This is a genomic window from Herbaspirillum sp. C7C8 (assembly GCF_022627875.1).
GTDB lineage: Bacteria > Pseudomonadota > Gammaproteobacteria > Burkholderiales > Burkholderiaceae_D > Herbaspirillum.
The window spans coordinates 173,344-194,741 of the sequence record NZ_JABXGG010000008.1; the positions used below are offsets into that span (position 1 = coordinate 173,344).

22 protein-coding genes are annotated in these 21,398 nt (G+C 63.4%); 14 read left to right on the plus strand and 8 right to left on the minus strand.

All coding sequences use genetic code 11. The features are described from left to right. The first annotated feature begins 151 nt into the window (after positions 1-151). Together HWE01_RS11990 and HWE01_RS11995 are read left to right on the plus strand one after the other, a co-directional pair. A complete protein-coding gene (locus HWE01_RS11990; protein ID WP_008333379.1) occupies positions 152-1,090 on the plus strand; it encodes a LysR family transcriptional regulator in 939 nt (312 codons plus the stop codon). A 33-nt stretch (positions 1,091-1,123) separates the two neighbouring features. Further along, positions 1,124-2,044 (plus strand): ornithine cyclodeaminase family protein, encoded by a 921-nt coding sequence (locus HWE01_RS11995; protein ID WP_008333377.1) that lies wholly within the window; start codon positions 1,124-1,126, stop codon positions 2,042-2,044. Positions 2,045-2,118: 74 nt separating this feature from the next. On the opposite strand, the gene HWE01_RS12000 is transcribed toward HWE01_RS11995, so the two are convergent. Then, entirely contained in the window at positions 2,119-3,018 is a 900-nt protein-coding gene (locus HWE01_RS12000; RefSeq protein WP_008333375.1) for a DMT family transporter, read from the minus strand. Positions 3,019-3,237: 219 nt separating this feature from the next. Between HWE01_RS12000 and HWE01_RS12005 the strand changes: the two genes are divergently transcribed. The 6 genes from HWE01_RS12005 to HWE01_RS12030 all read left to right on the plus strand — a co-directional run bounded on the left by HWE01_RS12005 (position 3,238) and on the right by HWE01_RS12030 (position 6,805). Further along, a complete protein-coding gene (locus HWE01_RS12005) occupies positions 3,238-3,861 on the plus strand; it encodes a glutathione S-transferase family protein (RefSeq protein ID WP_241821927.1) in 624 nt (207 codons plus the stop codon). Between the two features lie 365 nt (positions 3,862-4,226). Then, positions 4,227-4,640 carry a PAAR domain-containing protein gene (locus HWE01_RS12010; protein ID WP_241821928.1) on the plus strand — a complete coding sequence of 138 codons (414 nt, stop codon included), beginning with the start codon at positions 4,227-4,229 and terminating at the stop codon, positions 4,638-4,640. Continuing rightward, on the plus strand, positions 4,640-5,134 hold the full coding sequence (locus tag HWE01_RS12015; protein WP_241821929.1) for a DUF4123 domain-containing protein: 495 nt from the start codon (positions 4,640-4,642) through the stop codon (positions 5,132-5,134). The genes HWE01_RS12010 and HWE01_RS12015 overlap by 1 nt, the downstream gene beginning before the upstream one ends. Beyond that, complete coding sequence (locus tag HWE01_RS12020; protein ID WP_241821930.1) at positions 5,131-5,493, plus strand: hypothetical protein; 363 nt, start codon at positions 5,131-5,133, stop codon at positions 5,491-5,493. Before HWE01_RS12015 ends, HWE01_RS12020 begins: the two co-directional genes overlap by 4 nt. Continuing rightward, positions 5,490-6,074, plus strand: coding sequence for a restriction endonuclease fold toxin 5 domain-containing protein (locus HWE01_RS12025; protein ID WP_241821931.1), 585 nt, complete (start codon positions 5,490-5,492; stop codon positions 6,072-6,074). The genes HWE01_RS12020 and HWE01_RS12025 overlap by 4 nt, the downstream gene beginning before the upstream one ends. Before the next feature lie 2 nt (positions 6,075-6,076). Next, the gene (locus tag HWE01_RS12030; RefSeq protein ID WP_241821932.1) at positions 6,077-6,805 is read left to right on the plus strand and encodes an Imm52 family immunity protein; all 729 of its coding nucleotides are present in this window, start codon (positions 6,077-6,079) and stop codon (positions 6,803-6,805) included. A gap of 113 nt (positions 6,806-6,918) precedes the next feature. On the opposite strand, the gene HWE01_RS12035 is transcribed toward HWE01_RS12030, so the two are convergent. Together HWE01_RS12035 and HWE01_RS12040 are read right to left on the minus strand one after the other, a co-directional pair. Further along, positions 6,919-7,071: a hypothetical protein gene (locus HWE01_RS12035; protein WP_008333357.1), complete on the minus strand. Its 153-nt coding sequence runs from the start codon at positions 7,069-7,071 to the stop codon at positions 6,919-6,921. A 430-nt stretch (positions 7,072-7,501) separates the two neighbouring features. Further along, positions 7,502-8,590: an NADH:flavin oxidoreductase/NADH oxidase gene (locus HWE01_RS12040; protein ID WP_241821933.1), complete on the minus strand. Its 1,089-nt coding sequence runs from the start codon at positions 8,588-8,590 to the stop codon at positions 7,502-7,504. 125 nt (positions 8,591-8,715) lie between these two features. Between HWE01_RS12040 and HWE01_RS12045 the strand changes: the two genes are divergently transcribed. Continuing rightward, positions 8,716-9,048 carry an ArsR/SmtB family transcription factor gene (locus HWE01_RS12045; RefSeq protein ID WP_008333354.1) on the plus strand — a complete coding sequence of 111 codons (333 nt, stop codon included), beginning with the start codon at positions 8,716-8,718 and terminating at the stop codon, positions 9,046-9,048. Positions 9,049-9,063: 15 nt separating this feature from the next. On the opposite strand, the gene HWE01_RS12050 is transcribed toward HWE01_RS12045, so the two are convergent. From HWE01_RS12050 to HWE01_RS12065, 4 genes are all read right to left on the minus strand, one after another. Continuing rightward, positions 9,064-9,495 carry a hypothetical protein gene (locus HWE01_RS12050; protein ID WP_008333348.1) on the minus strand — a complete coding sequence of 144 codons (432 nt, stop codon included), beginning with the start codon at positions 9,493-9,495 and terminating at the stop codon, positions 9,064-9,066. 156 nt (positions 9,496-9,651) lie between these two features. Beyond that, complete coding sequence (locus tag HWE01_RS12055) at positions 9,652-10,935, minus strand: c-type cytochrome (protein WP_241821934.1); 1,284 nt, start codon at positions 10,933-10,935, stop codon at positions 9,652-9,654. Positions 10,936-10,948: 13 nt separating this feature from the next. Beyond that, on the minus strand, positions 10,949-12,721 hold the full coding sequence (locus HWE01_RS12060; protein ID WP_241821935.1) for a GMC family oxidoreductase: 1,773 nt from the start codon (positions 12,719-12,721) through the stop codon (positions 10,949-10,951). Between the two features lie 57 nt (positions 12,722-12,778). Next, complete coding sequence (locus HWE01_RS12065) at positions 12,779-13,492, minus strand: gluconate 2-dehydrogenase subunit 3 family protein (protein ID WP_008333343.1); 714 nt, start codon at positions 13,490-13,492, stop codon at positions 12,779-12,781. A gap of 442 nt (positions 13,493-13,934) precedes the next feature. On the opposite strand from HWE01_RS12065, the gene HWE01_RS12070 reads away from it, so the two are divergent. Then, positions 13,935-14,456: a GNAT family N-acetyltransferase gene (locus HWE01_RS12070; protein ID WP_008333341.1), complete on the plus strand. Its 522-nt coding sequence runs from the start codon at positions 13,935-13,937 to the stop codon at positions 14,454-14,456. 82 nt (positions 14,457-14,538) lie between these two features. On the opposite strand, the gene HWE01_RS12075 is transcribed toward HWE01_RS12070, so the two are convergent. Then, positions 14,539-16,134, minus strand: a complete 1,596-nt coding sequence (locus HWE01_RS12075; RefSeq protein ID WP_241821936.1) for a DUF3300 domain-containing protein — start codon at positions 16,132-16,134, stop codon at positions 14,539-14,541. A gap of 479 nt (positions 16,135-16,613) precedes the next feature. Between HWE01_RS12075 and HWE01_RS12080 the strand changes: the two genes are divergently transcribed. From HWE01_RS12080 to HWE01_RS12095, 4 genes are all read left to right on the plus strand, one after another. Further along, on the plus strand, positions 16,614-17,501 hold the full coding sequence (locus HWE01_RS12080) for a LysR family transcriptional regulator (RefSeq protein WP_175343709.1): 888 nt from the start codon (positions 16,614-16,616) through the stop codon (positions 17,499-17,501). A gap of 149 nt (positions 17,502-17,650) precedes the next feature. Further along, positions 17,651-18,994: an ABC transporter substrate-binding protein gene (locus HWE01_RS12085; protein ID WP_241821937.1), complete on the plus strand. Its 1,344-nt coding sequence runs from the start codon at positions 17,651-17,653 to the stop codon at positions 18,992-18,994. 24 nt (positions 18,995-19,018) lie between these two features. After that, positions 19,019-19,732: a response regulator gene (locus HWE01_RS12090; protein ID WP_008333332.1), complete on the plus strand. Its 714-nt coding sequence runs from the start codon at positions 19,019-19,021 to the stop codon at positions 19,730-19,732. Then, positions 19,716-21,254 carry an ATP-binding protein gene (locus HWE01_RS12095; protein WP_241821938.1) on the plus strand — a complete coding sequence of 513 codons (1,539 nt, stop codon included), beginning with the start codon at positions 19,716-19,718 and terminating at the stop codon, positions 21,252-21,254. The genes HWE01_RS12090 and HWE01_RS12095 overlap by 17 nt, the downstream gene beginning before the upstream one ends. The last annotated feature ends 144 nt before the right edge of the window (positions 21,255-21,398 follow it).

Here is a 21,398-nt window from a genome sequence, read left to right on the forward strand (position 1 = left end):
GCAGGCTCCATGCCAAAATGGCATGGGGCGCTGTCGATGCCGTTTCGGTATAGTGGCTGGCGTTCCAAGGGAGGGCGACCGCCACGCACAACATGGCCGGCGCCATAGACAAGCCGCCGGACCGGCGCGGCAAGCCAACGGGGTAGGGAAGATGGAAATCAAATGGGTGGAGGACTTCCTCTCGGTCGTCGATACGCTGAACTTCAGCCGTTCAGCCAAGCTGCGCAATGTCACGCAACCGGCCTTTGGCCGCCGCATCCGCTCGCTGGAGACCTGGCTGGGCGCAGAACTGTTCGACCGCTCGTCCTATCCCTGCACGCTCACGCCGGCCGGCGAGTCCTTCGTACCGATCGCCAAGGAAATGCTCAACCAGTCCATGCAGGCGCGGCTGGTACTGCGCGGCCAGCTGGCCGGTGCGCAGTCCTCGGTGCGTTTTGCCATGCCGCATACGCTGCTGCTGACGGTCTTCCCCAAGCTGCTGTCGGAAATCGAAAAGACCATCGGCGCCATCGCCACCACCGTCATGGCGGGCAACGTGCACGATGCCGTCATGGCCCTGGTGGAGCGCAACTGCGACCTGCTGCTGTGCTATGACCATCGCCAGCAGGGCATCGCCCTCGATACCGAGCGCTATGACGTGCTCTCGCTGGGCAAGGAGCCGCTGCGCCCCTACGTCAAGACGCTGCCCGGCGGATTGCCCAAGTACGTCTTGCCGGGCACGCCCAATGATCCGCAACCCTTCCTGAGCTATTCCCCGTATTCCTCGCTCTCGCGCATCGTCGAGAAGGCCCTGCATTCCAGCCCGCGCCGCGTGCATCTGTTCCGTCGCTTCGAGACCGATCTCGCCGAGGGTTTGAAGAGCATGGCCGTCGAAGGCCATGGCATCGCCTGGCTGCCGGCCAGCGCGGTCGCGCGCGAGATCGCCGAGGGCAAGCTGACCCTGGCCATCGCCCCGAACGACAGTGAGGCGCTGGAACAAGGGCTGTGGTGCGACGAGATGGATATCCGCGTCTATCGCCGCCTCGATGGCGCCAATCCGGACATAGACCGGATTTGGAACTATCTCAAGGCCGAGCACGGTACGCCGTAATTACTCCTGCATTTTTTGAAGCCAAGGTCCCCAATGAAATTTCTTACCAACCAGCAGGTCAGCGAACTGCTGACCACCGAAGACGCCATCGCCTCCATGCGCGAGGCCTTTGCCCACGCCGCCGAGGGCGCGCACCAGGGGCGCGTACGCACCAGTGCCGCCAATGGCGTGATGCTGTCGATGATGGGCGCGGTCATCCCCTCCGCCGGGATTGCCGGGGCCAAGGTCTACACCACCATCAAGGGCCAGTTCAAGTTCGTCATCCAGCTGTTCTCCAGCCAGACCGGCGCACCGCTGTGCACGCTGGAAGGCGATGCCATGACCGGCCTGCGCACTGCGGCCGCCACGGCGGTGGCCTGCGACGCGCTGGCCCGCAAGGATGCCGCCACCCTGGCCGTGATCGGTACCGGTGTGCAGGCGCGCTCGCACATTCCGGCGCTGCTGCAGGTGCGGCCCTTCAAGGAAGTGCTCATTGCCGGCTTGTCGGGCCGGGAAGCCCTGGCCGAGGAGGTCACGCGCAACCACGGTGTGTCGGCGCGCGTGGTGAGCATTGACGAAGCTGCGGCGGCAGCGGACGTGCTGGTGACCGTGACCCGCTCGGCCACGCCGCTCTTTGATGGCAAGCTGCTGCGCCCGGGCGCCTTCGTGGCGGCCGTCGGCGCCTCCAAGGCCAACGTGCGCGAGCTGGATGATACCGCCATCGGTCGTGCCGCCGCCCTGTTCGTGGAATGGAAGCCGCAGGCGCAGCAGGAGGCCGGAGACCTGGTGCAGTGTGCGCCGGGCGTGTTCGACTGGGAGCAGGTGATGGAACTGGCGCAGGCCGTCGATGGCAGCCTGCCGTACCAGCGCCGGGAAGAGGACATCGTCATTTACAAGGCCATCGGTATCGGCCTGGAAGATGTGGCGCTGGCGGGACTGGCGTATCGCAAGGCGTGCGCGCAGTACGGCTGGTAAGCCGGACCCGGGTGGCATGAAAAAAGGCGCTGCGGATTTCCCCGCAGCGCCTTTTTATTTGGCCCAGCCTGGAATCAGGCTGCCACTTTCTTGTCACTGGCGGCGGCTGCCGGCTTGGCCCGCAAGGCGGTGGCGGTGGCGATGAGCACGATGGCGATGCCCGCCACGGTCCCCGGGGTGACCGGTTCGTTCAGCAGCAGCCAGGCCCACAGCGAGGCCGTCATCGGCACCAGGAAGGTCACGGTGATGGCCTTGGTGGCACCTTCGGCGGCAATCAGTTGGAAGAACAGTGCATAAGCGATACCGGTACAGACCACGCCCAGCACCAGTACAGAGAGCAGGGCCGGCAGCGTACCCGCTTGCAAGGCATGCGGCAGCGAGGGTGCGGCCAGCGGCAACAGACAGAGGGCCGCGGCGAACTGGCTGCCGGTGGCCATGGCGATGGGCGGGATGCCACCGGCGCGCATGCGCGTGAAGGTGGCGGCGAAACCATAGCTGACCGCCGCCCCCATGGCCGCCAGCACACCGGCGACCACCAGCGCGTCGACTGGCGCCGGACCGATGCCGACCAGCACTGCCACACCCACCAGACCCAGCACGAAGGCGCCGGTACGCAGCAGGCTCAGACGCTCGCCCAGCAGCAGGAAACCGAACATGGCCGTGAAGATCGGTGCCAGCGAATTCATGGTGGCCATGTAGGCCGAGGGAATGTGCAAGGCCGACCAGGCAAAGAGTGCAAAGGGCAGGGCGGTATTGAAGATGCCGATGACCAGGTAGGGCAGCCAGTTGCGCCGCCATTGCAGCGATACCCCGCGCATGCGCGCAAAGGCCAGCAGCGAGAGCGTGGCCAGCGAGGCGCGGCCGAAGGTGGTCAGCATGGGACCGAAGACCGGCGCGGCAATGCGCATGAGCATGAAGCTGGTGCCCCAGATGGCAGCCAGCAGCAACAGCTTGGCGATGTTGGAGGAGGACATGGAAGTGGGCGGTACCGCAATGCGGCGTCGGGATGGCCAGTCGGATGATGATTGTACGGCCACTTCCGAAAGCCGTCCCGGTACAGTTGGCAGCTTTGTACCGGGCCACTTGGCTGCAGCGCAACAGACACCGGGGAGAATGAGGAAGATCTGTGCATGGCACCGTACCGGGCCACTTGCTAGACTTGCCAGCCTGACACTTACTGTACAGGAGCCTGCATGCTGACGATTTACGGCCGTGACAATTCCATCAACGTACGCAAGGTCCTGTGGGCCTGTAGCGAGCTGGGCATTGCCTTTGAGCGGCAGGACTGGGGCATCGGTTTCAGGGCGACCAGCGAGCCGTCCTTCGTTGCCATGAATCCCAATGCGATGGTGCCGGTGATTGATGATGATGGCTTCGTGCTGTGGGAGTCCAACAGCATCTTGCGCTATCTCGCCGGGCAGTACGGCGGCACCGCGCTGTATCCGCAGGCGCCGCGCCTGCGTGCGCGCATCGACCAGTGGATGGACTGGCAGGCCAGTGACCTCAATCGCAGCTGGAGTTATGCCTTCATGGCGCTGGTGCGCAAGTCGCCCGGGCATGGCGACGCGCAGCAACTGGCGGCGTCCATCGCGGGCTGGACGCGCTTCATGCAGGTGCTGGAGCAACAGTTGCAGCACAGCGGCGGTTTCGTGGCGGGGCCGACATTCACGCTGGCCGATATTCCGGTCGGGTTGTCGGTCAATCGCTGGTTCGGCACGCCCTTGGACCATGCGCCCTTGCCGGCCGTGGCAGCGTATTACGAGCGCCTCAGCGAGCGGCCGGGCTTCCGTGCCTACGGCCGCAACGGCATGGCCTGATGACGGCGGGCGCGGTACACTGCGGCCTTGCGCATGCGCCCATTTCCGTCTTGCAGGTTCACCATGGCCACCCGAAAGAAAAAACTGCTCTTCCTTGCCGCCTTCCTTGGTTGTCTGCTGCTGGCCAGCGTTCCCTTGTGGACTTTGCTGTTTTACTGATTTGTTTTGATCGCTTGCGCCTGCCTCGAAAAAGTATCAGGCGTTACTAAAAATACTTCCATAATTCGCTCTTCTTTTCTGCCCCATGCGGGCCGACGCGTCTTGCCCCGGCATGATGTGCGGCCTTGCTGCGGCACCGGCTGAAGGTTTTTCCGGATTCTCTTCTTCGCGCTGCGGCTGACGTCATTACTGCAGAGGAGGAGCGTATGCCACAAGCCTTCATCACCATCGGGGACAAGACCAGCCACGGCGGCACGGTCATCTCCGGCGATCTTACTTTCATGGTCCACGGCAAGCCGGTGGCACGCGTGGGCGATCAGACGGTCTGCCCTCGGTGTCAAGGGACCTTTGCCATCACTACCGGCGCGGGCGACATGTTCTCGTTGGGACAGGCCGTGGCACGCCACGGTGACCGCACCGCCTGTGGCGCTACACTCATCGCCAGCCAAGCTACCAGCACGCATGCCGAGGGCCGGATCGCCAGTCCGGAATTCATGGCCGCTGAGGCCGAGGTGGCCAAGGCCGGTGCCGGGAATGCCGCATCCGTCGACTCCGGCATCTGCCTGAGCTGCATGCGCGATGCTGCCATCAGCGGCGCCACCCTGCTGGTGCGCAGCTGATGGCCGCCGACATCATGAAGCGACTGGCCGAGGCCAGGAAGACCATGCCGGCACTGCAGCTGTACGCCCTCGTGGACGGACTGCACTACGAGTCCTGCACGAATGCGGCGCTACGGGCGGCGCCGGGCGTCATTTCACTTTTTGCCGAGACTGTCGATGCGCATCTGGCCCCCGCCGGGCCCTGGCTGCTGGCGGCCGAGAAGCTGTCTCCAGTGTTGCTGGATCAGATCAGCCGTCTGGAAGCCATTGCTCCTGCGGTTTCCTGGATCATCGGCCCGCAGGATCTGCAGGGCCTGGCGCAACTATTGCGCTTGTGCATGCAGATGAGTTTGCCCGACGGACGCACTGCACTGCTGCGTTTTTGGGATCCGCGTGTGTTGGCCGCAGCAGCGCGTGACCTGAAGGCAGCGCAGCGCCATACGCTCTTCGGCCAGCTGTTTGAATGGCACCTGCTGCTCGACGGCCGCCGGGTTCACATCGGGAGGCCGACATGATCCGCCTCGATGAAGACGACCTGGCGCGCTTGCGTGCACGCGATACCGAACATTTCATTGCTGCCGTGGCCGACCAGTTTCTGGCCGAGCGTGCCGACCTGCAGCGCGTGCCGGGCCGCAGCGAGTTAATCCGGCGCATGCGCGAGGCCTATGAGCATGGTTTGTCGCTGGGCTTCGGTGCGCTGTCCCACCTGATCTACATGATGTATCTGTCGGCCGATTGGCCGGGTCTGTTCCGTCGTCCGGGCACCGTGCGCTATCTTCGCCGTCCGGGCGCCACGCCCGAACAAAGGCTCGATGACATGATCGCCGTCCTGCACAAGCTGGCTGCGCCGCAAGATGGGGAGCGCAAATCATGATCGCTCCCGTCGTGGCGGTACCGCTGCTCAGCAGCGAGATTCTTGGATGGATAGGGCTGGGTGCATCGGCGGCTGCAGCCGGTGCCGGGGCGGCCATTTACAGCAGTTCGCGCAGGGCTGAAGAGGCCAAGTCTTCTCCTTTGAGCCAGGCCGATGTGTTGAATAAAGATCAGTCCTGCAAGCGCTGTCCGCCCTCAGCGGGGAGCCTGGTACCCCGCAACTGGCACATGTCTGAAGAGGCGCGGGCCTATCAGGCGCGCGTGACCGGGTTTGCGCCCTATACCGAGTGGGCCTTCGATGACATTGATTTCGATGGATTCCAGCTCGGCCCGTGTCTGCTGCAAGAGGCCAAGGGACGGTATGCGCAGTTTTTTGACCAGAAGACCAGCCGGCCAAAGTTTTTTTACCTCAACAAGGGATACCAGAACCTGCTCAGGCAGGCCAAGGCGCAGAGTTGCACCGTCTTGAAGTCGCCGCCGGCCCGTTTGTACTGGTATGTGCAAGACGAATTGGTCTTTCGTCACCTAAGCGAGGTGTTCATCCTTAACAGATTTCCCATCCACATTGTCCACTTACCCTGACCGTGAATCTCGATATCAAATTTGCTTTTGTTTCAGCACTGCATACGCTGCCGGACGGCTCGGAGCATTTTTCCATGCTGTGGAAAGTTGCACTTCTGCTCGAACCCATCGGCATGCCGCTGGAAGATTGGTGCCCGCCTGCTGATACGCCAGAAGACGCTCGTCGTATCCAGGCATTTGAAAGAGAGGGCCCTACGCGCGCCGCACTGGCCATCGTCGCAGAGAATGAACGGCAAGAACCCGCCAGCCATTTCCGCTACCTGGGGACGTGGAACGGCTATGAGGAAGACGGCGGTGCGGCGATCCTTCTTGGCTTGACGCTGGCCGATGATCCTGGCAATTCGACGTTTCTCTTGCAGACGCAAGCGGTTCCTGCGCTTTGTCGGAAGGCCAATCTGATCAAGGTGCTGACGGGGCTCTCGCTGCAATGGCACCCTCCTTTTATCGCGGTCGATCCTGGCAACTATGGCACGCGTCACAAGGTCTTCGCCGATCGCCCCGGCGCCGGATGGCTGCTGTATCTGCCAGGCAGGATCACGCGCGCCCAAGTCCCCGAGGCGGCCGAGCTGCTGCCGGTATTGAACGAGGACGGACAGCAACGCGGCACCATCATCGTCTCAGTGGCGGGCGATGCGTTTGACGATGAAAACCCCGATCACATCCAGGCCGCCAACGCCATCGAAATTCGCCTCGCCGACCAGGACCTGTTGCCGCGCTACTCTGCCCTGTAAGGCCGGCGCAAAAAAAATCCCCCGGGTCCGACGACCAGGGGGCCAACATCATTTCATCGCGATTCAGGCAGACACACACCAGGCGGCATCCACAGAGGAACCGTCCCGCTCGCTCAATACGGCAGCCGCCGGGGCGGCAGGCTGGCGCTGCGGGCCAGCGGATGATGCCGCCAGCGGGCTTCGGCCAACAGATAGATCCCCGTCGCCGATATCGCGACGACGACCAGGGTAGAGAGAACGGCAGTCAGCAGGAAGGTGGTGAACATGATGATCTCCTCAAGACGACTTCATCTTAGGAGAAAGCACCTTGCCTGGCTCTAGTGATTTTCCCTAGAACCCATTTCATAAATAGGCGTGAGATGCGTTCTGTCCAGAAAGGGCGCTGGCAAGGCGCGCGACGCGTCGTGTGGCGGTGCCACACGCAAGGAGCGCAACGCGGCCAGCGCCCTTTCTGGACAGAACCCGGAGGGAGCGGCCCGTTTGGGCGAATTGCTGCGTTACGAATTTGGGTCAAGACGCCCAGTCTTGACCCAAATTCGCGCCTTGCACTTCATCCCAAACGGGAGCCGCTCGCACTCACGCCTATTTATGAAATGGGTTCTAGAAAACACACAAGCCGCTCAGGCAATCCCTGAGCGGCTTGCAGGCCGGCAATGCGGTCATGCTGCCAAGGCAGCGAGTCGCCGCATCAGCTCATCAATAACGTTCCAGCCAGTGCGCGTAAGGTGCCGGCAGCGTCCAGGAGGGGCGCTCCACGCCCAGTTCCTTGGCGGCCTGGTAAGTCCAGTGAGGATTGACCAGGTGCGAGCGGCCCACCATCACCAGATCGAGCTGGCCATCCTTGACGGCGCGCTCGGCCAGTTCCGGCGTGCCGAAGCCCCAGGCCGACGACACCGGCACGCCAGCTTCCTCGCGCACGCGCTTGGCGATTGGGCCGAGGAAGGCCGGCCCCCAGGGGATCTGCACTTCCGGGATCGTGAAGCCCATGGTCACGCTGATCATGTCCATGCCGATCTCCTTGAACTGGCGCACCACGCCGATGGAGTCAACCAGCGTCTGCTCGTCGCGGCCATCGTATTCCAGCACGCCGAAACGCACCGTCAGGGCCAGGTGTTCCGGCCACACTTCGCGCACGGCACGCAGGGTTTCCAGCAGGAAGCGGGCACGGTTTTCCACGCTGCCGCCATAGATGTCGTCACGCTGGTTGGAATGCGCCGAGAAGAAACTCTGGCCCAGGTAGCCATGGGCGAAGTGCAGCTCCAGCCATTCGAAGCCGGCGTCGCGGGCGCGGATGGCGGCATCGACGAAGTTCTGGCGCACACGTGCGATGTCGTCCAGGCTCATGGCCTTGGGGACCTTGGGCAAGCCCTTGCCGAAAGCAATCGCGGAGGGGGCGATGGTGTCCCAGCCGCGCGCATCGCCGGCAGCGATATGGTCGTCGCCTTCCCAGGGACGATTGGCGCTGGCCTTGCGGCCGGCGTGGCCGATCTGGATGCCGGGTACGGCACCGGCTGCCTTGATGGCTTGCACGACCGGCACGAAGGCTTGCGCCAGCTCGTCCGACCAGATGCCGGTGCAGCCCGGCGTGATGCGGCCTTCCGGGGCAACGGCAGTGGCTTCCACAATCACCAGACCGGCACCGCCACGGGCGATGCTGGCGTAGTGCGACAGATGCCATTCGTTGGCCTTGCCATCCACTGCCATGTACTGGCACATGGGCGGGACGGCGATGCGGTTGCGCAGGGTCAGATCCTTGAGCTTGAAGGGAGTAAAGAGAGCAGACATGGGTGGCTTCTTGTCAATGATGAAGATGAAATCAACAAGCACTGCACTGGCACAGCACTCGCTTCGGTTGTTCGTAAATATTCGAACTATGGAAGGAGTATAACCCAAGGTGTATCATCTTGCAGATGCGTCCCTACAAACATCCCGAGATTGCCGAGTTCGTGCTGGAGCGCGTGCTCTACGCGCTGAGCGATTCGATCCGCCTGGAAATCGTGCGCCACCTGGCGCGCGTGGAATGTGCGACCTGCGGCGAGCTCGATGGCGGTCGTCCCAAGTCCACCGTCTCGCATCACTTCAAGGTCTTGCGCGAAGCCGGCCTGGTGCGCACCGAGAGCAATGGCACCACCCACATCAACACCTTGCGCAGCGCCGATATCGAGCAACGCTTTCCGGGTTTGCTGTCGGCCATCCTGGCCCAGCACGACAAGCTGCCGAGCCGCCGCAAGAAAGCGGCCTGAAGCTGCCCCATCCGCTCAGAGCTTGCCGGCCTTGACGTCGGCGTCCACTGCCACGAAGGCCGTGGCCATCGCATACTGTTCTGCCTCTACCGGGGTATTGCCGCGAAAGTCCTCGCACACTACGCGCCGGAAAGCGACCGGGTTGTCATTGCGATGCAGCTGGTAACTACCGACCCAGGTGCCGTCGATCTGCTCCCTGCTGCTGACCCGGATGAAATAGCCGTGATGCTCGGCCACGTCATTGTCGAGCTGGGTATCGATCATCGCCCGTGCGTAACCCACGCCGGCCACTTGTGCCGATGCCACCGAAGCGAAGGGATTGCCGCGCAGGCCGGGGGCCGGTTCGCCGTCGATCTGCACGGTGCAAAGGACGTCGCCATCACGTTGCTGCGTGCAGGAGACGCTGATGTGCTTGCCGCGATAGGTGGCGCCATAAGTGGGGAGCATGCGTGCTTTCAAGAAGAAGTGCCTGGGCGCTATAGTGGCGCGATCGTTCATCGTGGTCAATCGTCGTGCGGTCGACATGGCGTGAGCGCGGCGTAAAAAAGGCCCGCATGTTGCCATGCGAGCCTTTTTCTTCACAGCGGCGATCCGCGCTGGAAATCAGGACCCGTGCTTGGCGAGGCCTTCCCGCATCCGCTTCACTTCCTTCTCCGACACCGCCCCTGCCTGGTTGCTCCAGCCCTGGCGCACGAAGCTGGCCAGTTCTGCCGCTTCCTTGTCCGAGAGGCGATGGGCAAAGCCCGGCATGACCAGGATCGACGGTGCCTTCTCGGTGGAGGGCGTGCGCGCGCCAGCCAGGATCACGTGCAGCAATGCGCTGGGATTGTCGGCATTGACCACGGTCGCCCCATCGAGCACCGGGAAGATGCCCGGCGCGCCCTTGCCGTTGACGAAGTGGCAGGCCGCGCAATTGTCCAGGTACAGGCGCTCGCCCAGGCTCAGGTCCTTGGCGGCCGTGAGTTTCTTCGTGGTCGCCTCGACCCCTTGCGGCGTGACGCGACCGCTGCTGGCCGAGGCCACCGGCGAGAGCGTCTTCAGATACGCCGCGATGGACTGCAGGTCTTCCGGCTTCAGGTGCGCGGTGCTGTGTTCCACCACCAGGCTCATCTCGCCGGCCACCGAGGCGGTCTTGTTGCGGCCGGTCTGCAGGTAGTCGACGATGTCCTGTGCGCTCCAGTGCGGCATGCCGCGCAGCGAGGGCACGGCCCAGCCATTGAGATCACCGCCCGAGAGGAATTGCGCCTGGCTGCTGTCGCTGGCCTTCTCGTTCATGGCGAACCCGCGCGGGGTGTGGCAGCTGCCGCAGTGGCCCAGGCCTTCGGCCAGATAGGCACCACGCTTGATCTCCGCGGTCCAGCCGTCCTGCTCCTTGAAGGGTTTGTCATTGGCGAAGAAGACATTCCACAGCTTCATCCCCCAGCGGATGTTGAAGGGGAAGCTCATGCTGCTGGCCGGCGGCGTGGAGGCCACCGGCTTCACCCCTTGCATGAAGTAGGTGTAGAGGGCGTGGATGTCCTCGTCACTCACCTTGGCATAGCTGGGGTAGGGCATGGCCGGATAGAGCTGCGTACCATCGGCACGCACGCCATGGCGCACGGCAGCGGCGAACTGCGCCTCGCTGTAGTTGCCGATGCCGTGTTCCTTGTCCGGCGTGATGTTGGTGGAGTAGATGATGCCGTGGCCGCTGTCGATGGCCAGTCCGCCCGAATAGGCCGGCTTGCCGGCGGCGCTGTGGCAGGCCATGCAGTCGCCGGCGCGGGCCAGGTACTGGCCGCGCGCCACCGCATCCTGGTCGGCCGCGTGCGCCGGATTGAGCGCACCCAGCGTACCCAGCGCAGCCAGCGACAGGACCAGAGCTGCAAACGATGAAGTCAGTTTTTTCATGTTCTCTCCCCCCTTACACCTGGACCAGCGGGCCGGGGTTCTTCAGGTACTGCGTCTTGATGGCTTGCGCCGCCATGAGCGTGATGGCGCCGATGGTGTCGGTCGGATTGGCCTGGAAGTTCTGCGGGAAGGCATTGCCGCCGGGGACGAAGACGTTGTGCACGTCCCAGGATTGCAGGTACTTGTTCAGGGCCGAGTCGCGCGGCGAATCACCCATGATGGCGCCGCCCACGTTGTGGGTGGAAACGTACTTGGTGATGTCCCAGTGCGAATCCAGGGCCAGGAAGCTTTCCGACATGTGATCGGGATTGAGCTCCTTGGCGATCTTGAGCACGATGTCGCGCAGGTAGCGCTGCAGCTTCAGTTCGTTCTGGCGCCAGTCGAAGGTCATGCGCAAGAGCGGTTGGCCCCAGGGGTCCTTGTAGTTCGGATCGAGGTCCAGGAAGTGGCCGCGATAGGACATGCAGGTGGTGGTGATGCTGATCTTCATGGAATGGTCGTACCAGTCGATCATGCCCTCCTTCCAGCCGCGCCCCCAGCTAGGCGTACCCGGTGGCAGTGCCGTGCCGATCGGCGCGCCCGAGGCTTGCGAGCTGTGGATCTTGGCGCCGCCGATGAAGCCCAGCTTGATGCCATCGTCGAAGTTGCCCGGGGAGATATCGTTGAACATTTCGCCGCTGGCGCCGGCCGTGGCGAAGGAATTGAAGTGCTTGTCCTTGAAGAACAGCGTCGCGCCACCGTTGGAGAGGAAGGCATAGTTGCGGCCGATGACGCCGGTCTCGGTGATCGGGTCATAGGGCTTGCCGATCCCCGAGAGCAGCATCAGGCGCACGTTGGCAAACTGGAAGCCGGAGAGAATCACGATCTTGGCCGGCTGGAACACTTCCTTCATGTTCTCGTCGATGTAGGTCACCCCGCGCGCGGTCTTCTTGTCGGCGTGCAGATCCACGCGGATGACGTTGGCGTTGACCTTGTAGTCGAAGTTGGGCATGCGCTTGACCACATCCAGGATGGTGGTCTGCGGCGACGCCTTGGAGTAGTTCAGGCAGGGATACTTGCTGCAGAAGCCGCAGTAGTTGCAAGGGGCGATCTGCGCGCCATATGGATTGGTCCAGGCCTGCGAGACATTGGCCGAGGGGTTGGGGAAGGGGTGGTAACCCATCTTGCGCGCCACGTCGGCGAACAGGCTGCTGTTGTAGGTGTCGTGCAGCGGTGGCAGCGGATAGGGGTTCGAGCGCGGTCCTTCGAAGGGGTCACCGCCCGGCTGGATCTGGCCGCGCAGGTTGCCGGTCTTGCCCGACTGGCCGCACACCTTCTCGAAGAAATCGAAGTGCGGCTCGATCTCGTTCCAGGTGAAGGGGAAATCCTTGATGCGCATCTCCGGATCGAGCTGGCCGTGCTTGTAGGCCTGGTCGGCGTAGGTCTTGAGCTTGAGGTCGGTGGGCGTGGGACGGATCAATACCGCCGTCCAGTGCAGGCCCGAGCCGCCCACGCCGGTGCCGGGCGCAAAGGCGCCCCACTTGCGGGTCGGCAGCGCCTGTTGCGCGGTGTTGTAGCGCACCGTCAGGGCAGCATCGCGCGGCATGGCGAAGACTTTGTTGCGGGTTGCGTAGCCGTACTGGTCGGCTGGCTTGGGATAGGCGAAGTCCTCGGGCGGACGGTCCGGGCCGCGTTCGAGGGCGCGTACCTTCAGGCCGGCCAGGGCCAGTTCGATGGCCATGAGGGAGCCGGCCCAGCCGAGGCCGACGATGACGACGTCGACGTTGTCGTTGGTGATGTCAGGCATGGAGATCAATCAGTAAGAGGTTGCAGGCGAGGGCGTTGAGATGGCGGGCCGCACGCATCAGGCGCGCTTGCCCGACAGGCTCACGGGGCCCAGCGGATATTTCACGTTGTGCTGGTCCACCCATTCGGTATAGGCCGCACGCGCGCCGGGGAAGCCGATGGCGACCCAGGCTTTCATGTCCTTGTTGCCGCCATACATGGGATCGGCCAGATAGCCGTTCTTGGTATCGCCCAGCAACTGACCAAAGAATTGCGATGGCTTCATCGCCTTTTCGCCCAGCGCGCCAAAATCGACAGCGTTCTTTTGCAGTGCCGTCAGCAGGGCATCCTTGTCCCTGGCGTCCAGCTGCTCGAAGCGCTTGCCGTGCTGCTGCTGGCTGAGTTGCTGGGTCAGGTCGATGCCGATGCGATAGACCTGCTGCGGTGTGTAGGGAATCTGGAAACCCAGCGTTGCAGGCGCGTCCGTCTGATGCGGACCTTGCTGGTAGATGTCGTTGCCCAGGCCGGCGTGCAGTTGCTGGTCGATGAAGACCGGCACATTGGTTTCCAGCGCGCCCGGTCCACGCCCTTCGGCGGGGATCAGGCGGTCGCAGGCGGCCAGGATGAAGAGCCATTGCGCGGCATTGAAGAACACCGGCTGGTAGTGCTGCAGCTCGATGCCTTCCAGGCCATCGGCCCGGGCCTGCTTGAGTATTGGCAGCGAGACTAGCGGCACTGCCGCTGCGGTGGCCGCAAGGACGGCACGCCGCGAGGGACTGAACTTGGTGGTCATGATGGGAGCAAAGTGGAGTGGGTGGAAAACAGGCTGCACAAGGCGCCGGAGTCTGCGCGCACCGTGCAGGACCGCGCCCGCCGCCACCGATGCCGCCCCCGCGCGCAGGCACCGGCAGCGCCGGAAGCGGCTTGCGCAAGGTGGGATGTCGGGGCAATGGAATCGGTCATGGGTCGCAATCTCAGAGTGGGTCAACTCGTCTCCGATCTTGCGTCCAGCCTGCGGGGCTGGCATTTCTTGTCATTCCCGGTCCTGGCCATCATCAATCAGGCAAGGCGGGCGCTCTATGGATGAGCGCACGCATTCTAACACTTCTAGTTGTCAGATGTCTTAAGACGCTGCCGCAGGGCAAGATCATCCCGTCGCCGTCTTCGGCTACACTGCTCACCCTGATCGTTGTTGCCGTTGAACTTCATAACCGAGACCTGAGACCCGAGACACCATGCAGATTCGCGACGCCACTCCCGCCGACATCCCCGCCATCACCCTGATCTTCAACGACGCCGTGGTCAACACCACCGCCATCTGGAGCGACACGCTGGTGGACGACAAGAACCGCCAGGACTGGCTCGCTGCGCGGCGCCAGCTGGGCTATCCGGTACTGGTGGCCGTGGAGGATGACAAAGTGCTGGGTTATGCCAGCTTCGGTGACTGGCGGCCCTTCGATGGCTTCCGTCATTCGGTGGAACATTCGGTCTATGTCCACAAGGATCATCGTGGCGCCGGACTGGGCATCGCCTTGATGGAGGCCCTGATCCCGCGTGCCCGCGCCGTCGGCAAGCACGTCATGGTGGCCGCCATCGATGCCAGCAATGTCGGCTCCATCGCCTTGCACAAGAAGCTGGGTTTCGAGCAGGTCGGCCACATGCCGCAGGTCGGTACCAAGTTCGGCAAGTGGCTGGATCTGGTCTTCCTGCAGCTGACGCTGGACCAGCGTACCGATCCGGATCGCATCGGTCGCTGATGGCCGTAGCGTCAAACACCAAGGGCCGCATTGCAGCGGCCCTTGGTGTTGGTGCTCAGCGATGACAGGGGGAGGGGCGACTTCAGCCGTTGTGCTTTTCTCGCTCTTGCTTCTCGCCTTCGTGTTTCTCGTTGGAATGCTTGTCCTGTTCGTGCCTGGCGGGCTCGTGCCTGGGTTCGGCGTGGGCTTGCTGTGCATGCGCCGCCGCTTTTTGCTCGTGCTGCTGCTGTTGCGCGCGGTCTTCATGCCGCGCTGTTGCAGGGGAATGCGCCGGCAGCGGAGGATGCGCATTTTCGTGCTTCATCGTCTCTGCCTTTCTTTCTTCGGCCTGCTCACGTTCATGTGCGGCCGGCTGTTCCTTCTGCACGTGCTGCTCCTGTTCGCGCCGGGCCTGCTGCGCCGCTTCCTGATGCTGGCGGGCGGCCTCGTCCTGCACGGCTTGCTGGTGCGCAGCGGCCCGGTTGGTCAACTCCATTTTTTGCTGCGCGGGCTGCGCATGCGGTGAGGGCATCGCACCGGGGCGGGCGTCGCTGGTCGTGAAGTGCGGCATGCTCATGGCAGCGGGGGCTATCGCTTCGCGGTGATTGTCGATACGGGTCTGGTTGTTGACATTGTGTTCGTCGACATTGCGCACGTTATTGACGTTATTGACGTTACTGACGTTGTTCACATTGTTGTTCACCACCCGCGTATTGTTGACCGTCACATTGTTGTTGGTCACGCGATTGATCACCGTCGTCGAGCGGGAGACATAGGTGGTGTTCTTGTACACCACGGCTGGCCGCTGCCAGTTGCCCGAGGAGCCGCCGTCACCACCGGAACCGCCCCAGTGCATGCCCCAGTCATGCCAGCCCCAGCCGGCATGGTGGCTGACGGCTTCACCCACGAACACGCCCACACCGAAGGACAGGGCGCCGACCACGACTTCATTGGCCACCGGGCTGGGCGGACGGTACGCATAGCCCGGATAGACCGGCACCGGCGGACCATAGACCACCGCCGGATTGTAGGCCGGCACATAGACCGTATCGGGCTGGCTGGATTCGATCACGATGGTCTGCGGCGGCGGCGGAATCACCGGAGCGCCGGCATAGACAGTGCGTGGCGCGGGCGCATTCTCCACGCGGACCGTCTCGCTGCTGCGTGCGGTACTCACCACCTTCAGCTGCGAGGACGTCTTGAGATTGCCGGCCTGCTGCGCGCGCAGACGCAGGGCCTGGATGGCATTGAACACATCGTTCGGGTCATTGACGAAGGCCTCGCCCAGCGAGCGGGTCCAGTCCACATTGGTGGCCATCTGCGAGAGCACCGCCGGGAACAGGGTGAGCGACTTCACGCTGACATCCCAGGGCTGCTTGTCCTCGGCCGCCTGCAGGATGTCGCCCTTGAGCGCGCCATTCTGACCCAGCCACTGGTTGGCCGCGACGATCTGGTCCGGATAGGTGGCCCCGGCCAGCACCTGCGCCACCAGCTTGTCCGGGAAGAGAGCGATGGGTGCCACCATCTGCGAGAGTTGTTGGGCCGTGGGCGGCGTATAGGGTGGGGTGGCCGGCGCCGCCGGCGCGGCCGCTGCCGTGGACGGAGCGGCATCCTGCTTCTGGCAGGCGGAGAGGGCCAGCACTGCACCCAGCAGCGAGGCGGAGAGGATGATGGCGGAAGATCTGTTTCTTGTTGTCATGATGTAAGTCCTCGATGCGTAGCGCAGCAGGGAAACGACGTGGCGATAGTCTGGCTAACGGCACATCACGCTGCCCAGTTGACGTCGGAATTGTGATGGGATGTAACTGCGCGATGACTGGCTAGACGTCGTACAGTATTAGGATTCGAGCACGGGACTGCTGAAAGGTTCGAAACGGACGATCCGGCAGTACGCACATCGCCGCATGCGGGAAGCTGACAAAGTACTGACCGGAAGTCCGCACCACAAAAGCCCATGCGGGCGATAGCCCTTGTCAGCAATTTGCAAGAAAGCGGTGCGCCGTCCGGAAAATGAGCGCAGATATTGATCGTCATGAAAAGAAAAAAACTTAGTTTTTCATGCGATGGAGAATGGCCTGACGATCATCCGAATCGACTTGCCAAGGCAAGATGTCGTCCAGATGCCCACATGAAATAAAATGATGGAATCACCACAAACCATGAGTTTGATTCAACATCATGCTGGACCGCATCCATCTCTCCATCGTGCAGGAAGTCGAGCGTCAGGGCTCGCTCACGGCTGCGGCCGGCGTACTGCATGTCACTCAATCTGCCCTGAGCCATAGCATGAAGAAGCTGGAGCAGCAGCTGGGCACCGACATCTGGCTGCGCGAAGGGCGCCACCTGCGTCTCACGCAGGCGGGCCAATACCTGCTGGCCGTGGCCAACCGCGTGCTGCCGCAACTGAGCCTGGCCGAGGAACGCCTGCGCCAGTTCGCCCAGGGCGAGCGCGGCGCGCTGCGCATCGGCATGGAATGTCACCCCTGTTACCAATGGCTGCTCAAAGTGGTGTCGCCCTATCTGGCTGCGTGGCCGGACGTGGATGTGGACGTGAAGCAGAAATTCCAGTTCGGTGGCATTGGCGCGTTGTTCGGTTACGAGATCGACCTGCTGGTCACGCCCGATCCGCTGGACAAGCCGGGCCTGGTCTTCGAGCCGGTGTTCGATTATGAACAGGTGCTGGTGGTGGCCGCCGATCATCCGCTGGCGCAGGCCGATTACGTCAAGCCCAGGCAGTTGAACAACGAAGTGCTGGTGACCTATCCGGTGCCGGTGGACCGACTGGACATCTATACCCAGTTCCTGGCCCCGGCAGGCGTCGTCCCCCGTCGCCACAAGACCATCGAGACGACCGACATCATGTTGCAGATGGTGGCCAGCGGACGCGGCGTGGCAGCGTTGCCGCGCTGGCTGGTACTGGAATACGCCGAGCAGATGGCGATCGTGCCGGTACGGCTGGGCAAGCACGGCATCGCCAAGCACATCTATCTGGGCGCGCGAGAAAGCGACGTGGAAACTGATTACCTGCGGGCTTTCATCGAAGAGGCGCGCCGGGCGCAGGCATGAGAGCTGCTCGGGCCGCACCGGCGTCAGGATGCCCGTTGCGTCACCACGCCTGTGGACAAGACAGGCCGGCCCAGGCGCAGTCCAGTCGCAAATTGCACAATGGCAGTCACCCGGCTATAGTCTGTTCCGGTTTGGAGACAGCATCCCCCATGATAAAAACGAAACGGTCCGCGAATGCACGCGTCGGTCCGGCCCGCTGCGGGCTGGCCGTGCTGTGCCTGCTCGCGCTGACGCTGTGGCTGGGATTGCTGCCGGCCCGCGCGCAGTCGCAGTCGTCGTCGCCGGTGCCGCCCGCCGGTGGCGGCGGGTCGCTGCAGGTGCTGCACTGGTGGACCTCGGCCAGCGAACGCGAGGCCATCAACGTGGTGGTCAATCAGCTGGCCAAACAGGATATCCAGTGGCGCGACGTGGCCATTCCGGGCGGTGCCGGCATGGGGGCGGCCAAGGTCTTGAAGAGCATGGTGCTGGCCAATCGTGCACCCGAAGTGACGCAGTTGAATGGCGTGGTCTTCGGTGAATGGGCCGACCTCGGTCTGTTGCTGACGCTGGACAATGTGGCCGCGCAGGGCAACTGGGAAAAGCTGATGTTCCCTACGGTCTGGTCGCTGCTCAACAATCACGGTCACGTGGTCGCCGCGCCTCTGGGTATCCACCGCATCAACTCGCTGTTCTACAACACGGCCATCTTCAAGCGCTACAAGCTCACACCGCCCAAGACCTGGGATGATTTCGACCAGATCGTCAAGAAGCTCCAGGGCACCGGCATCGTCCCGCTGGCACAGAGCGCCGAAGCCTGGCAACTGGCGTCCCTGTTCGAGAACCTGACGCTGGCCGAGAGCGGCCCCGCCTATTACCGCCGCCTGTTCGTGGACATGAACCCGGACGCCTATCTCGATGCGCGCATGCTGCACATCCTCCAGCGCTTGCGCAGCCTGGCCGCAGCCATGCCGCAACCCCTGCGCGAGCGACCCTGGACCGAAATGGCGCGCAGCATGGTCAGCGGCGAGGCGGCCATGCTCATCATGGGGGACTGGGCCAAGGGCGAGCTCAATGCCTGGGGCATGGAGGTGGACCAGCAGTTCGGCTGTGCGCCGGCACCGGGCACGGGCGAGTTCCACCTCTACAGTACCGATACCCTGGCCATGTTCGCCGGCAACCATGCGCACCAGTCGATGCAGGAAACGCTGGCGCGGCTGACCATGTCGCCGGCGGTGCAGTCCGAATACAATAGGATCAAGGGCTCGATTTCCGTGTTGCGCGCAGCCGATCCGCACATGGACCGCTGCGCACGCGATTCCTGGCGCACCTTCAGCAAGGGCCCGGCCTGGCAGGCCCCCAGCCTGGTGCATCGCATGGCCACCGACGATACGACCAAGGACGCCATCGTGGCCGAGGTGCAGCGCTTCTTCCTCGACCGCAACATCAGCGAAGAACAGACCCAGAAACGACTTGCGGCGATTGCGCGTACACTCGCCCGCAATCGTAACGATTAAGAATTTCGGAGATGGAGCAGCAACATGACGCGCAAGATATTGATCGTCGACGATGACCTGAAGACCCGTACCCTCTTGAAAGCCTATCTGGAGAAGAACCAGTACGAAGTCCGCCTGGCCGAGGATGGTGCGGCCTTCCTGAGCGAATTCCAGCGCTTTGCCGATGAGCTCTCGCTGGTCATCCTCGACGTGATGCTGCCCGACACCGACGGCTTCGCTCTGTGCAAGGCGGTGCGGCGCAAATCCAACGTCCCCGTCATCATGCTCACGGCCAGTTCGGACGAGACCGACCGGGTGGTGGGGCTGGAGCTGGGCGCGGACGACTACATCGCCAAGCCCTACAGCCCGCGCGAACTGCTGGCGCGGATCAAGGCCATCCATCGCCGCACCGGCATCGACAACAGCGCTGCACCGCGCTACTACCGCTTCGCCGGGTTCGCGCTCGATACGGTCGAACGCACCCTGACCGACAGCGCCGGCCAGATCGTGCCCCTGACCGGCATGGACTATCAGTTGCTGAAGTATTTCGTCGAACATCCCGGCGACGTGCTCGATCGCAACGTGCTCTGTGAAGAAACCCGCGGCCGCGATGCCGGTCCGCTGGACCGCTCGCTGGATGTGCAGATCAGCAAGCTGCGCCTGCGCCTCAATGACGGCGGTCGCCAGCCGCACCTGATCAAGACCGTGCGCGGTGCCGGTTACGTCTTCTCGGCCGACGTCAGTGCCGCAGCCGCCTGATACCGCGGCGCCGCCGCCGGCCCAGGCGCAGGCCAGCCGTCCACCCGGCCTGCGCCATCGCCTGGCGGCCCTGCTGGACTGGATGTTGCCGGATTCCCTGCTGGGTCGCCTGTCGGTGGTGATGATCTTCGGCGTGCTGGTCACGCAGGTGGCCGGTGGCCTGATCTGGTCCGTGCAGCTGCGCATCAAGTCCGAGGCCGAGACCCGCGTGGCCGCGCAGCATTTGGCCCATAGCGCCGCCTCGGCAATCCGCTACTTCATGACCCTGCCGCCCAACTATCGTCCGCTGATGATCCAGCAGCTGCGCGAGATGGGCGGGACGCGCTTCTTCATCAACGCCAACAGCAGCGCCGTGCCGGTCCGCTCCATCGGCGCCAGTCACCTGGCTGACCTGGCCATCGACGTGACCGCCCAGACCCTGCGCGAAGACCTGCCCTTCCTGCCGCAAGCGCGGCTCGCCTTCGCCTGGCCGGATGGCCTGCCGGTGGCCAGCGACGGTCTCACCGTCAACGACCTGCCCGACAACTGGGTGCAGCACATCCTGCTGACCAAGCCCAACTCGGCCCCGGTCCTGGTGATTCAGATGCCGGTCGAAAGCGGCCGCTGGATCTACCTGGCCGCGCTCATGCCCAACCCGTATTTCCTCGACAGTGACAATCCGTTGTGGCTGGACCGCCTGGTGTTGCAGGGCATGTCGCTGGCCGCCATTCTCTTGCTGACCATCCTCGTGGTGCGCTGGACCACCCGTCCCCTGGCCGCCCTGGCCGATGCCGCCGAAGCCTTCGGCAAGGGCGAGACCGTGCCCAGCCTGCCCGAGACCGGCAGCCGCGAATACGTCAAGACCGCGCGCGCCTTCTCCGGCATGCGCGAGCGCATCAAACGTTATCTGGAAGATCGCGAGCGCCTCTTCGTCTCCATCTCGCATGACCTGCGCACGCCCATCACGCGCCTGAAATTGCGTACCGAGCTCATGGATGACGATGCCATGCGCACCGATTTCCATGACGATCTCGATGAGCTCGACATGATGGTCAAGGGCGCCCTGCAATCGGTGAAGGACAGCGACATCCACGAGAACCGTACCGAAGTGCGGCTCGATGCGCTGGTGCTGCGCATGATCCGCGATGCCCGCCTGGCCGGCCACGAGATCGCCTTCACGCCCTGCGGCATCAACGTCATGGCCAAGCCGCTGGCCTTGAAGCGCGCCATCGGCAACCTCTTCGACAACGCCCTCCATTACGGGCAGAAGGTCGAGATCAGTATCCGTCCCTCGGCCGGCGCCGGCGGCGACCTGGTGGAAATCGAGATCCGCGACCACGGCCCCGGTGTGCCCGAAGACGCCATGCGTACGCTGTTCCAGCCCTACGTGCGACTGGAACATGGTCGTGCCAGCAATAGCGGTGGCATGGGCCTGGGGCTGGGCATCTCGCGCAACATCGTGCAAGCCCACGGCGGCGAGCTGCTGTTGCGCAACCATCCGGAAGGCGGCCTGATCGCCACCGTCATCCTGCCGGCACGATAAGTCAGTACCGGGAACGGGCCTGACGATTCATCTGTCAGACAGATCAATCGCATCAAAATTTTGCATTTAATGAATCAATGAGAGAAGCGTAGACTTCAGCACACCACCCAGGAAGTGGCTGTTCCAGCAGTTTCCCCTCGATTC